12 protein-coding genes are annotated in these 12,879 nt (G+C 68.8%); 4 read left to right on the top strand and 8 right to left on the bottom strand.

The features are described from left to right. Window positions 1-50: 50 nt before the first annotated feature. Genes AMYHA_RS02725 through AMYHA_RS02715 form a run of 3 tightly spaced genes read right to left on the bottom strand, consistent with a single transcriptional unit; the run spans window position 51 to window position 3,354 of the window. The gene (locus tag AMYHA_RS02725; protein ID WP_034267655.1) at window positions 51-1,094 is read right to left on the bottom strand and encodes a DUF3068 domain-containing protein; all 1,044 of its coding nucleotides are present in this window, start codon (window positions 1,092-1,094) and stop codon (window positions 51-53) included. Window positions 1,095-1,103: 9 nt separating this feature from the next. Next, entirely contained in the window at window positions 1,104-2,561 is a 1,458-nt protein-coding gene (locus AMYHA_RS02720; RefSeq protein ID WP_157361745.1) for a glycosyltransferase family 4 protein, read from the bottom strand. After that, window positions 2,554-3,354 (bottom strand): glycosyltransferase, encoded by an 801-nt coding sequence (locus tag AMYHA_RS02715; protein ID WP_051399466.1) that lies wholly within the window; start codon window positions 3,352-3,354, stop codon window positions 2,554-2,556. Before AMYHA_RS02715 ends, AMYHA_RS02720 begins: the two co-directional genes overlap by 8 nt. A 209-nt stretch (window positions 3,355-3,563) precedes the next feature. Here AMYHA_RS02715 and AMYHA_RS02710 point away from each other — a divergent pair, with 209 nt between their 5' ends. Then, window positions 3,564-4,613, top strand: a complete 1,050-nt coding sequence (locus AMYHA_RS02710; protein ID WP_196776823.1) for a trans-sulfuration enzyme family protein — start codon at window positions 3,564-3,566, stop codon at window positions 4,611-4,613. Window positions 4,614-4,841: 228 nt separating this feature from the next. Here AMYHA_RS02710 and AMYHA_RS02705 read toward each other — a convergent pair whose 3' ends face one another. Further along, complete coding sequence (locus AMYHA_RS02705) at window positions 4,842-5,702, bottom strand: HpcH/HpaI aldolase/citrate lyase family protein (protein ID WP_034275512.1); 861 nt, start codon at window positions 5,700-5,702, stop codon at window positions 4,842-4,844. A gap of 61 nt (window positions 5,703-5,763) precedes the next feature. After that, window positions 5,764-6,840 (bottom strand): HpcH/HpaI aldolase/citrate lyase family protein, encoded by a 1,077-nt coding sequence (locus AMYHA_RS02700; protein ID WP_034267649.1) that lies wholly within the window; start codon window positions 6,838-6,840, stop codon window positions 5,764-5,766. Window positions 6,841-7,331: 491 nt separating this feature from the next. Between AMYHA_RS02700 and AMYHA_RS02690 the strand changes: the two genes are divergently transcribed. Together AMYHA_RS02690 and AMYHA_RS02685 are read left to right on the top strand one after the other, a co-directional pair. Continuing rightward, entirely contained in the window at window positions 7,332-7,985 is a 654-nt protein-coding gene (locus tag AMYHA_RS02690; RefSeq protein ID WP_034267644.1) for a hypothetical protein, read from the top strand. A gap of 112 nt (window positions 7,986-8,097) precedes the next feature. Then, window positions 8,098-8,754 (top strand): NAD(P)H-binding protein, encoded by a 657-nt coding sequence (locus AMYHA_RS02685; RefSeq protein ID WP_034267642.1) that lies wholly within the window; start codon window positions 8,098-8,100, stop codon window positions 8,752-8,754. A 17-nt stretch (window positions 8,755-8,771) separates the two neighbouring features. Here the strand turns inward: AMYHA_RS02685 and AMYHA_RS02680 are convergent, their stop codons facing one another. Further along, window positions 8,772-10,082: a D-arabinono-1,4-lactone oxidase gene (locus AMYHA_RS02680; RefSeq protein WP_034267639.1), complete on the bottom strand. Its 1,311-nt coding sequence runs from the start codon at window positions 10,080-10,082 to the stop codon at window positions 8,772-8,774. 126 nt (window positions 10,083-10,208) lie between these two features. Here AMYHA_RS02680 and AMYHA_RS02675 point away from each other — a divergent pair, with 126 nt between their 5' ends. Then, window positions 10,209-11,432, top strand: a complete 1,224-nt coding sequence (locus AMYHA_RS02675; protein ID WP_051399465.1) for an amino acid deaminase/aldolase — start codon at window positions 10,209-10,211, stop codon at window positions 11,430-11,432. A 32-nt stretch (window positions 11,433-11,464) separates the two neighbouring features. Here AMYHA_RS02675 and AMYHA_RS02670 read toward each other — a convergent pair whose 3' ends face one another. Together AMYHA_RS02670 and AMYHA_RS02665 are read right to left on the bottom strand one after the other, a co-directional pair. Further along, complete coding sequence (locus AMYHA_RS02670; protein ID WP_084036741.1) at window positions 11,465-12,139, bottom strand: TetR family transcriptional regulator; 675 nt, start codon at window positions 12,137-12,139, stop codon at window positions 11,465-11,467. A gap of 377 nt (window positions 12,140-12,516) precedes the next feature. After that, window positions 12,517-12,876: a hypothetical protein gene (locus AMYHA_RS02665; protein ID WP_034267637.1), complete on the bottom strand. Its 360-nt coding sequence runs from the start codon at window positions 12,874-12,876 to the stop codon at window positions 12,517-12,519. Between the last annotated feature and the right edge of the window lie 3 nt (window positions 12,877-12,879).

Below are 12,879 nucleotides of genomic sequence, written 5' to 3'. Positions count from 1 at the left end.
TGATACATATCGCCAAACGGGCTCAAGATCCACCGGGATCGCGGCCGCCGCTACTCGAGCCGGTGGTTGCCCGCATCCACCTTCGGCTCGCGGAAGCGGACGAGGAGCAGGACCGCGCCGACGATCAGCAATCCGCCGACGATCCACAGGATTATCGGCAGCGTGGTCAGCAGCCACAGCTTGCCGCCGCCGTCCTCGGCGTCCGCGATGTTCTTGGTGACGGTCTCGTCGTCGAGCGCGAGGGTGCCGTCGAAAACCACCTCGCCGTCTTCGTAGGTCTCGTCGTCCTGCACCAGCTTCTGCGTCACGGACTGCTCGAGCGCGATCACCGCGCCCGTCACCGGGTCGATCCACATCGTCCGGTCGGCTTCGTAGTGGAGGTCGGCTTCGATGCTTGGCGTGTCCGGCTCACCGAGCAGCGAGCCGGGCACTTCGCGGCTGCCGACCTTCTGCGGTTCGATGCGATACGAGAACTGGTAGACGTCGAGCCCCTTGACGGTGTCCTCACGCTCGAACGTGAGATCAACCGTATCCTTGATCCGCAAGTCGTACCAGGGATAGGTGGTCTTCTCGGTGTCGAACGGCAGCTTGAAGCCGAAGCCGGGCTGCTGCACGGTCCCGTTCTCGCCGTAGACACGCCCCTCTTCTGGGGTTTCCGGTTGTTCGGAGCTGGACTCCTGAATGAACTGCGTGGTGCACGGCGCGACCGCCTCGCCGGTGTGCCGGTCGACGCAGAGCTGCCGCACGCTGGCGGACAGCGCTCCGATGTCGGGGTTGTCGTTCGCGGTGATCCGTGTCGCTTCGATGTACGCCGCGACATCGCTGCCCTTCTCCATCTCTGGCGCGGTGGGATCGGCGGTGACCTTGGTCGTCGACGTGATGGGCAGGTCTTCGCGGAACTCCGGCACGTGCTGGTCGGGACCGTTCTCGACGAAGACCAGCGCTCGATCGGCGGTGCCGGTGGCGACCGAGAACGAGTCGAGGTCGAGCGGCATCTTGGCCAACTGCGGGTAGGTGTACAACCGCAGCACCAACCCAAAGCCGAGCGCGAAAACGCCCAGCCCAAGCAGGATGTAAGTCAGTGCACTTCGCAACCGGTCCTCCTAGCGGCTCAGCCGCGGTCGCGGCCTGATGTGCTCTCGTTGCGGGACTGCTTCGCCGAGCAGTCGTTCCACGTCATCCGCCGCCCTGACGGTGACCTCGGTCGCGCCCGCTTCGTGCAGCGCGGTGACCAGGTCGCCGGCCGGGTATTGCTCGGCGATCACCCAGCCGTGCTCGCCATCGGTGCCGAACCTGGTGCCGACGCCGATCTGGGCGACTGCCCACTTCAGCCACTGGTGATCGCAGGGCAGCCGGAACTCGGCGACGATCGCCTCGTGCTGGCCGGAATACCAGCCGGCAGCGGCGTCGCCGTGCAGCAGGTTGGCGACAACTCCGACGAATCGCTCGCCGGTCGACGTCCAGTTGAACCGTGCCGCCCAGTTCTGGCACGCCTCCGCGACGTCGTTGGCCGACGCCGGGTCGGCGATCTTGCCGAGGTACTGGTCCAGCGTGGCGACGACATCGTCCTCTGGCTGCATGCGCCAGCCGGTCTCGCCGTGCCGGACGGAGTCGCACAGCCCGTCGACGTCGCGGCACACCGTCGGCACGCCGTGCGCCGCCGCTTCCAGCACGGCGAGGCCCCAGCCTTCGCCGTCCGACAGCGTGACGTGTAGCCACGACTGGTTGAGCAGTCGTGACTTCGCCACGTCATCGAGGTAGCCATGCACCATGATCGCGCCATCGAGGTCGGCGGTCGCCGCGCGCAGCGCGTGTTCGAGCGGACCGCGCCCGATGAGGTGCAGCCGCAGGCCTGGCCAGCGTTGCCGCAGCCGCAGCACCGGATCGATGAGCTGCTCGACGCGCTTGTGGGTGACCAGCCTGCCGAGGCAGACCAACGTCGGTTCCTCGGTGCGCGTTGCCGGCACCTGTGGCGGCGACTCCATCCCGTTCGCGACGACGAAGATCGGGCCGCGCCAGCCGAGCCGGGAGCGCATCGCCCGCACGGTCGACGGCGACACCGTGACGGTGATGGCCTTGCGGTACAGCCACCGCGCGACCGGGCCTTCCAGCCATGCGCCGAACCGCGCGAGCAGCGGCGAGTAGTGCACCGCGAATTGGGCGGCGTGCACGTGGTGGATGAGCAGCACCGTCTTCGTGTGCCCGCTGGTGACCAGTGGGCTGAAGAACGGGATGCCGTTGTGGCAGTCGACGACGACGTCGATGGCGCGCCGGTGCCGCGCCAGCCAGGCGAGCGTGAGCGGATACACCGTCAGGCGTCCGCCGAGGCGCACGATCCGGACCTTGCCATCCTCACCGCGCCGGGCTTGGTCGCGATCTCGTGCGGTCACGAATGTGACCTGGGCGCCGGCCTCGACCAGCGCGTGCGCGACCCGCATCGCGTATTCCTCCGCGCCACCGCCTTGGCTGTGCTCCCGGTCGCGCCAGTTGAGCATCGCCACGCGGACATCCCGCAGCGGCTGGATTCGGTTGTCGCGGTGTTCGGTTGTCGTTCTAGGCACTCCGCAATGCACCTCGAGCCAGTTCGGGAGCTGTACTGTCCAGCACGCCGGGGGTGCTCGGCGTTCGCTGTGCGTGTGCCGTCGCCTCGTTGGCCAGCACGGCACGGATTCGAGCCAGTGACGCGAAGCTGTTGTAGCCGTCGCGCACTGGATTGAAGGTGGATCCGGGGGCGTCGGTCCAGGTCACCGGAATCTCGGCGATCAGGGCGCCTGCCCGTTGCGCGCGGGCGAGCACCTCGGCGTCAAAGGCGAAGCCATGCGTGCACAGTGGCCGGAACACGACTTCCGCTGTCGCTCTGTCGAAGAACTTGAACCCGCACTGGGTGTCACCGATGCCGGGGACGAGACGTCGCACGGCGAACCGGAACACCGACGCGCCGGTACGACGCCCGATGCCGTGGTCTGCGGTGATCTTCGAGTCGCGATGCGCCCGGGAGCCGATGACCACGTTCACGCCAGCATCGAGTTGCGCGAGCATGGGCGGGAACGCGCGGACGTCGGTGGCGAGATCGGCATCGCAGAATCCGGTGTACTCGCTGCTCGTCGCGAGCACACCGGTCCTGACGGCTGCGCCCTTGCCGTGCGTCACGCAGGAGAGCAGGCGGACGGGTACGGCACTGTCGCGATAGGACAGCGCGATCTTCGCGCTGCCGTCCGTGCTGTCGTTGTCCACGACGACGATCTCCGTTCGTCGCCGTAGTCGCGCGAGCGCGTCGCTGAGTCCGTCGAGGGTCCCCCGCAGGCGGTGTTCCTCGTTGTGGACCGGGACGACAACCGATAACCGAGTGGTCATAGTCCCCCTCCTGACGACGATGTCGAAATGCGAACCGCGCTCGCTTCGCTATGAGTGGGATCACCGTAATGGGTAGCGTTGTCCCTGGATAGGGGCTTGGGGCTAGCGGAGCAGGGCCGTTGCGCTGAACGGTCGAGGGCAATGAGCCGACTCGCTCTGCCACCATTAAGACTCGCCCTACCGGGCGGTAACTGGCGCGAAGGAGGATCATGAACTGGTCGGCACGCACGAGGGCGGTCAACTCAGGAAGACAGGACGGCGAAGGCGATCCGGCGAACGTGCCGATCACGCCCGCGAGCCACCTGGGGCTCGCCTACGCCCGCGAGGACGGCATCGACACCTGGCGCGCGTTCGAGGACGCCGTCGGTGATCTGGAAGGCGGGCACGCGACGTCGTTCGCGTCCGGCATGGGCGCGATCTCCGCGGTGTTCGACCTGCTGCCGAGTGGCGCCGAGGTTGCCGTGCCGACTGACAGCTACGCCGGGACGCGCGACATGCTCGGTCACGCCGAGGCGAGCGGCAGGCTGCGCGCGCGGCGGCTCGACCCCCGCGACATCGACGCCTGGCTGACCGCGGCGGGCGAAGCGGACTTGCTCTGGCTGGAGTCACCCACGAACCCGAGCCTGTTCGAGATGCCCATCGCGGAGATCACCGCCGCGGCTGCCGCTGCCGACGACCCGCCGATCGTCGCGGTGGACAATACGTTCGCGACGCCGCTCGGCCAGCAGCCGTTGTCGCTCGGCGCGGACGTCGTGATGCACAGCGCGACCAAGCTGATCGGCGGGCACAGCGATCTTTTGCTTGGGGTCACGGTGGTGTCGTCCCAACGCCTCGCCGAGCAAATTCGCGCCGCCCGGCGGCGGGGTGGTGCGACCCCTGGGGCCCTGGAGGCGTGGCTGGCGCTGCGGGGGATGCGGACATTGCCGGTGCGATATGCGGCGGTCTCCGCGACGGCGTCGGAGCTGGTGAAGCGGCTGCGCGAGCATCCGTCCGTTGTGGACGTCCGGTACCCGTCGATCGGCGGTGGCGTGGTGTCGTTCGAACTCGCTGACGCGGCATCGGCGGACGCGTTCTGCGCGGGACTGCGGCTGATCCGGCACGCGACGAGCCTGGGCGGAGCGGAAAGCACGCTGGAACGCAGGGCCGCCCGGCCAAGCGACGCGCACGTCCCTGCCGGTGCGCTGCGGTTCTCCGTTGGCCTTGAGGACCCGGACGACCTGTGGGCGGACATCACCCAGGCACTGGAGCAGGTGGGTTAGCGGCCTGCGTCGGTGGCGCCGTGGCGGCGAGGGGCCGCTGGTGGCTGCCGCGCCCGCTTTTCCCGAAGTCGATCAACTTCCTGCGCGTTAGGACCATCCGATGTCCGGTTCGACCGGTTCTAGTGGTCACAGCGCGCGGTAAGTTGATCAACATCGGGGTGGGCAGGCGTCTGAGTAGCGGCAGGCGTGCGGGGGAGCGCCGCGCTGGCGGGCTCCCACCGCCAGGCTTCAGCCGCGCGTGGCGATGGCGTCCGCCATCGCCAGAATCCGCCGAGCGTTGTCCACGTGCAGGTTCTCGATCATCCGGCCGTCGACCGTGACGACGCCCTTGCCCTCGGCCTGTGCGGCGTCGAACGCCTCGATCACCCGCCGGGAGTGCGCCACCTCCTCTTCGGACGGTGCGAACACGCGGTTGCACGGCTCAAGCTGCGCGGGGTGGATCAACGTCTTGCCGTCGAAGCCCATCTGGCGCCCCTGGACGCACTCCGCTTCGAAGCCCTCGGCGTCCTTGACGTCGTTGTAGACGCCGTCAAGGATCACCTTCCCGGTCGCGCGGGCGGCCAGTAGCGCAAGCGACAGCCCGCCGAGCAGCGGCGCACGGCCGGGCACGAACTCGGCGTGCAACTCCTTGGCCAAGTCGTTGGTGCCCATCACCAGCACGGTCAGCCGGTCGCTTGCCGCGGCGATGTCGGCCGCGCGCAGCATCGCGATCGGCGTCTCCACCATCGCCCAGATCTTGGTGCGCTCCGGCGCGCCCGCGAACTCCAGCGCGCGTTCGATGGTGTGTACCTCCTGCGCGGAGTTCACCTTCGGCACGACGATGCCGTCTGGGCCCGCCTTCGCCGCTTCGCGCAGGTCGGCTTCGTGCCATTCGGTTTCCAGGCCGTTGACGCGGATGGTCAGCTCGCGCGCGCCGTACTCGCCGGACGCGGCGGCGGCACACACCCGCTCGCGTGCGTCGTCCTTGGCGTCGGGCGCGACGGCGTCCTCGAGGTCGAGGATCAGCGCGTCGGCATCGAGCGACTTGGCCTTCTCCAGCGCGCGCTCGTTCGCGCCCGGCATGTAGAGCACCGACCGCCGGGGTCGCAGCGTCTGCTCACTCGCGGACGCGGTGGCCTGCTGCTGCTCGATCATCTGGTCAGGCTGCGTCTCATTCACCGGCCATGGCCTCCTTTGTTGCCGCGTCGTAGGCCGCGGCGAGCTCCGGGTCGCGGGCGGCGAGCGCGTCAGCCAGCTCCGCCACGACCTTGCACTGCTTGTACGTCGCGTCGTCCTGCATCTTGCCGTCGATCATCACCGCACCGGTGCCGTCGCCCATCGCCGTGATGACCCGTCGCGACCACGCCACGTCCTCGGCCGCGGGAGAGAAGACCTTCTTCGCGATGTCGATCTGCGCCGGGTGCAGGCTCCACGCCCCGACACAGCCGAGCAGGAACGCGTTGCGGAACTGGTCCTCGCACGCCACGACGTCCTTGATGTCGCCGAACGGCCCGTAGTACGGCAGGATCCCGTGCATCGCACAGGCGTCGACCATCCGCGCGACGGTGTAGTGCCACAGGTCCTGCTGATAGGTGGTGCGGCCCTCGCTCAGGTCGTCCCCGGTCGGGTCGGTACGCACCAGGTAGCCGGGGTGGCCGCCGCCGACACGCGTCGTCTTCATGCGACGGCTCGCCGCCAGATCGGCAGGGCCGAGCGAGATGCCCTGCATCCGGGGGCTCGCGCCCGCGATCTCCTCCACATTGGCCACACCGGACGCGGTCTCCAGGATCGCGTGCACCAGCAGCGGCTTGGTCAGGCCCGCGCGCGCCTCCAACTGGGCGAGCAGCCGGTCGACGTAGTGGATGTCCTGTGCGCCCTCGACCTTGGGCACCATGATGACGTCGAGCTTGTCGCCGATCTCGGTGACCAGCGTGAGCAGGTCGTCGAGCACCCACGGCGAGTCGAGGCTGTTGATGCGCGTCCACAGCTGCGTCTGGCCGAAGTCGTTCGCCTTGGCGACCTCGACGAGGCCGTTACGTGCCGCTTCCTTGTTGTCCGCCGAGATCGCGTCTTCCAGGTTGCCGAGCAGGACGTCGACCTTCGCGGCGATCGACGGCGCCTTGGTGCGCATCTTCTCGTTGCTCGGGTCGAAGAAGTGGATCATTCGCGACGGCCGGAAGGGGATCTCACGGACCGGCTCCGGCGCGCCAAGAGCCAGCGGCGCGAAGAAGTCCTTCGGTGAGCGCATGCAACCTCCAATGTGTCAGCGGCGTTGTTTACCTTACGGCGCGTCGCGGGGGCAGGGGTGGCCGAAAACCGGTGTCGTGAGATATACCTCTCGCCACAACTGGACCGAGCATGCCGCGACCAGCGACTTGCCGCTCAACGGCGACGAGCGGTCGTCCGCCAGCGACGCTGGCCGGTCGCTGAACACAGCGATCACCGTACGGTGACCACGTGTCAACGACATAACGCCTGGTCGTGCCGACTGTATGTTGCGCTGAGTAACAGGCACTGGGCTAACCGGCTGCCAATGGACCAATTCACTCACCCGTACGGCCGCACTGTCCGGCCGAAGTTGGTTGACCACTCATCGACCGGTCACCGACGACTCCGTGCCGCCGATCGCAGGCGGGTCGCCAAGGTACAGACGTGGGTACATCCCGCTTGTTATCCAGGAAAGGTACCGCTTACTTCGAGCGGTCCCTGCTGGCTGAAACAACTAGGGAGGCTGACCACGTGGCGGCAACACCGGGACGTACAGGTTCTGATGCTGCGACCTCGGCGGCGCACCGTGCGCGGACGAGCCCGACCCGGGTCGTGCCCCCCGGCCCGCTTCCCGCGAGCACGCACGACATCGCGAAGGAATCGGCTGCGGTGCTCGGCAGGAATGGCGTCGTCCTACCGCAGATGACACTGCTGGGTCGCAAGGTGCACATGGTGGCGCGGCTGCGGCCGGACGCACACGCCGAGCGCATCGCCACCGGCATGCCGCCGGTGATCGACCGCGCCAGCGTGTCCACCTGGACTTGGCCGGAGCTCGCGCACGAGGCGCCCGCACCAGCGGCCGAGATCCTCGGCGTGATCGCGGTGGCGCGGCACTGGCGCACCGGGTTGGCGTGGGCGGTGCCGTTCGCGCGGTACTACGACGCCGCGATGGTGCTGCCGGACACCGTCATGCTCACCCACGACTACGTCAGCAACTGCCTGCCGCGCGCCCGCGCGTATGGGCTGGACGTCCTCTCGGTCGATGACAACACCATCGTGCGGCGTGACCTGCCGGGCCGCCCTGAGCGGGTGATGATGGCCGACGACGCGCTGTCGCGCTGGATGAACGAGATGGTCTACGAGCAACTGCTCGCCGTGGACGAGGTCCCGGCCGGTGTGGATTGATACTGCCTAGCACCGGCTGACGCTGACTGGCGCCGCCTGAGAGCGCCTGGCACTGGTTGGCTCACCCGCGCCGCTGGAGCGGCCGACGTCGTTGGCCACTACCCTGCCGGACATGCGCGTAGTCATCGCTGGCGGTCACGGCAAGATCGCTCTCCGGCTGTCCACGTTGCTCTCCGAGCGCGGTGACGAGGTCATCGGCATCGTGCGGAATCCCGACCACGGCGCCGACCTCGCCGCCGCTGGCGCGGAGGCCGCCGTGGTCGACCTGGAAACCGCGGGCGTCGCCGAGGTCGAGAACACCCTGCGCGGTGCGGATGCCGCCGTGTTCGCCGCCGGCGCGGGGCCCGGCAGCGGCGTCGCGCGGAAGGAATCCGTTGACCGTGCGGCTGCCGCGCTGTTCGCGGACGCCGCCGAGGCGGCAGGCGTCCGGCGACACGTGCAGATCAGCGCGATGGCGCTGGAGCGTGCGGACGATCCCGAGGTCGGCGAGGTGTTCGCCGCGTACCTGCGGGCGAAGGCCGCGGCGGAGGACGATCTGCGAGCGCGCGATCTCGACTGGACGATCCTGCGGCCGGGCAGGCTCACCGACGAGCCGGGCGCGGGGCGGGTGCACCTCGCCGAGCACACCGAACGCGCCGACATCCCGCGCGACGATGTCGCGGCGGTGCTGCTCGCGCTGCTCGACGAACCGGCCACCGCCGGTAAGACGTTGGAGCTGATCGCGGGCGACACCCCGATCGAGGATGCCGTGGCGGCTGTCCGGAGCTAGGTGCGGCGTCCCCTGGCTCAGACCGACCCGAGCACCCGATCCGTGTGGGCGTTGCCGAACCGGTCTTCAGGGTCGACGTCGGACCGCACGCGCAGGAAGTCGTCGAACCTCGGATACCGCTCGCGCAGGGCCACCGCGTCCAAAGTGTGCAGTTTGCCCCAGTGTGGCCTGCCGCCGACCGCGCCCGCGATCGACTCGAACGCCGCGAAGTACTCCCGGTACGGCATCCCGACATACTGGTGCACCGCGACATACGCGGTGTCGCGGCCGTACGCGGTGGACAGCCAGACATCGTCGGCGGCGGCGAATCGGACCTCGACCGGGAACGCCACCGGGTCGGCCAGCCGTGCGACGACCTGCCGCAGCTCGGCCAGCACCTCAGGGAGTGACTCGCGCGGTATGGCGTATTCGGACTCAACGAACCGCACTGCCCGGTTGGTCACGAATACCCGGTGCGAGGTGTCGCTGTAGTCCCGTTCGGATAGCGTCGCCGCGATCAGCCGTTGCGCGGGACGCACCAGTGCGGGCACCGCTCGTTCGGCCCGGCACACCGCGCCGAAGAGCCGGTTCTCGATCAGCTCGTACTCCACCCAGGACCGCAGCCTGCTCAGCGGCTTCGGCTCGGTACCGGCTGGCAGCCGGGTGTTGTGTTTGGTCAGCACGGTCTCGCCGTGCGGGAACCAGTAGAACTCGAAGTGGTCCGTCGCATCGACGTCGTGGTCGAGCCGGTCCATGACGTCGGCGAGCGTGCCAGGCGCCTCCCGTGCGGCGAGCGCGAACGACGGCACGCACCGCAGCGTCACGGTGCTGATGACGCCGAGCGCGCCGAGGCCGACCCTGGCCGCCGCGAACAGGTCGGGTGACTCTGACGCCGAGCAGTGCACCACCGAGCCGTCCGCCAGCACCAGCTCCAGCGCGCTGACCTGCGTGGCCAGCCCGCCGAGTGCGGCACCGGTGCCGTGGGTGCCGGTTGACAGCGCGCCCGCGACGGTTTGCTTGTCGATGTCGCCCATGTTGATCAGGGCGAGCCCATGTGCGTCCAGTGCCGCGTTGAGCGCTCGCAGAGTGGTGCCCGCGCGCACCGTCACCTCGTTGGTCTCGGGGTCGACGTGCGTGATGCCGGTGTAGCCGGACAGATCGATGGCGTGCTCATCCGCCACCGCGATCGGCGTGAAGGAGTGCCCGCTGCCCCGGGTGCGGATCCGCGTGCCCTCGGACGCCGCTGCCGCGACTGCCGCGCTGATCTCCTCAGCGGTCAGTGGCCGATGGACGACGTCGGGCGCCGCGGACGCCGTGCCTGCCCAGTTGGTCCAAGTCGACGCACTCATGCCTGATGATTCGGATCTGCGAGCAATCCTCATGCCGCCACCCTCGTGCCGTGATGTGGAGTACACTCGGTCATGTTATGTGAATATACTTCATATAAAATCGGATAGAGAGTAGTATTTCACCCTATGGTCAGCCCCGTTCACCAGCGCGCACCGCGCGACGAGGACCGGTCGCGGCACGCCTACGATCGCGCGACCGAGGGCATCGACGCGCCGCTGGCGATCGTCGACATCGACGCGTTCGACGCCAACCTCGACGACCTGGTGCTGCGGGCCAACGGCACCCCGATCCGCCTGGCCAGCAAGTCGCTGCGCTGCCGCTTCCTGCTGGCACGCGCGCTGGCCGCGCCGGGGACGGCTGGCGTGCTCGCCTACTCGCTCACCGAGGCGCTGTGGCTCCACGAGCAGGGCGTCAGCGAGGACATCCTCGTCGCCTACCCGACCGTGGACGCGGGCGCACTGCGCAAGCTCGCCGAGGACAAGGCGGCGCGCGAGGTCATCACGATCATGGTCGACGCCGCCGACCACCTCGACCTGATCGACCGGCTGCTCGGCGCGGACCACCCAACGCTGCGAGTGTGCCTCGAGCTGGACGTCTCCTGGCGACCGGTGCCAGGAGTGCACATCGGGCCGCGCCGCTCGCCGATCCACACCCCGGAGCAGGCGGCGGCGTTCGCCCGCCACGTCACCGCGCGTGATGGCTTCAAGCTGGTCGGGCTGATGGGCTACGAGGGCCAGATCGCCGGGGTGGGCGACGCAGCGGGCAACCCGGCGTCCGCGTTGGCGATGCGACTGCTGCGGCAGCGCTCCTCGGCGGAACTCAGCGAGCGCCGGGCCGCCGCGGTGCGGGCGGTGCGCGAGGTCACCGAGCTTGAGTTCGTCAACGGCGGCGGCACCGGCAGCATCGAGACCACCATCGCGGACGCGTCGGTCACCGAGGTCGCGGCCGGATCCGGGCTGATTGGCCCGACCCTGTTCGACGGCTACCGCAGCTTCCGGCCGCGCCCAGCGGTGCTGTTCGCGCTGCCAGTGGTGCGCAAACCGGCGCCGGGCGTCGTGACGCTGTTCTCCGGGGGTTACGTCGCTTCGGGCCCGGCACGCCGCTCGCGGCTGCCAAGGCCGTACTTGCCAGGTGGGCTGCGGTTGCTCGATCTGGAAGGCGCCGGCGAGGTGCAGACCCCGGTCACCGGCGCGGTCGCCGATGACCTCACCATCGGCGACAAGGTGTGGCTGCGCCATGCCAAAGCCGGTGAGCTGGCGGAACGCGTCGACGCCTATCACGTCGTCAGCGACGGGCAGCGGGAAGCGACCGTGTTCACCTACCGGGGTGAAGGCAAGAACTTCGGCTGAGCGCGGAGCGTACAAGCGCGCACCAGGGCGCATCAGGTGCCGAAGCGACTCTCCAGGTACACCTTGATCAGGTGTTTGGTCTCGTCGACGATCTGCTGTTCACCGTTCGGGTCGCGCCGGAACGCCAGCTTGAGCAGCGCGTCCGCGGCCTCGACCGCGATCGAGACCGGCATCGCGATCTCTTCTTCTGGTAGGTCGAGCTGAGCGCCGATCAACGCGGACAGCGAGTCGGCGACCACGGTGTTGTTGTCGCGCCGTGAGTCGAGCAGTCGAGTGTCGACGACGTCACCGAAGTGGACCTTGGAAAACCCTGGCTGGTCGCGGTGCATGCTGAGGTAGACGTCGAGCAGCCCGTCGACGACGTCCCACCAGTGCTCGGGGTCGACCGTGCCCATCCGCTCCTGCACCGACTGCATGAACTGTTCGAGGTTGCGCTGGGTCAGCGCCTGCACGACGGCGCGCTTGTCGGGGAAGAACTGATACAGCGAACCGACGGCGACCTCGGCGCGCTTGGCGATGAGTGTCGTCGTCAGCGCGTCGTAGCCGATCTCATCGAGCAGTTCGGCGCAGGCGTCGAGCATCTTCTCAACCCGCTTCGCGCTGCGCTGCTGCACCGGCTTCCGGCGAAGAGGGGTGAACTCGGGTGGTAGGACCACGGGTTCCACCTTAGGGACCGTACGGACTGTGTCGACGTCGGACACGCACATCTCCTCTGTTGTCGCACCCTGCGGCACTTCCCCCACCGCGGCATGGTGCGCCACGAACGGAGACTCGGGGGCGTGGGTGACCCACGGTCTCGGCTGTTACAACGCAGGACAGATATTCAGGTTACGCCATGCGGCGTAGTGCGGAAACGGGACCGCGAGCCGGTGCCGGTCGGGGGGAGGGGGAGCGCGGCACCGGCTCGCGGGGTTGGGGGATGGGCGATCGGCCAGTGGGATATGAAATTTGCAAGTTGTTGGGTGGCCGCGGCCCGGCTCATAACGCTCGGGGGGACGGACGAGCCGGGCCGCGGCCGGCAGGCGGATGATCAGCGGTGACCTGTGGGGGCGGCTCGGTCAGCGATCATCGCCAAATCTGCTGCTCAGCCGACGCCTAGCCCCGCGACGTGGGGCACGCGTAATGCGTGACGGCCTTCCGACGATGTCCGTTGCGCCGGGGTGGTGTGGGCCAGGCCACCGGCGACAAGGTGCTCGTGCGCCGCTTGCCAGACCGAGCACGGGGCCTTGCTGCGGTGCCAGCGGGTCGAGCACGTGGGGCAGTCGCCTCGGCTGTCCGGTTCGTGCGCGCTGAGCATGGCGCGCCATGCCTGGGCAAGCCGGGGCAGTTCGGTACGGGCGACCGAGGCAAGTGATCCCGCATCGGCTTCGTCCGGGAGCGATGCCAGCGTGTCCAGCCGCTCCCATACCGCGTTGCGGAGCACCTGGCCGAGGATCTCGTCCACTGT

Origin of the sequence: Haloechinothrix halophila YIM 93223 (assembly GCF_000504245.1) — a bacterium.
Lineage (GTDB): Bacteria > Actinomycetota > Actinomycetes > Mycobacteriales > Pseudonocardiaceae > Haloechinothrix_A > Haloechinothrix_A halophila.
Note: the sequence above shows the minus strand (reverse complement) of the source record. Positions and strands in the feature narration are given on the sequence as shown.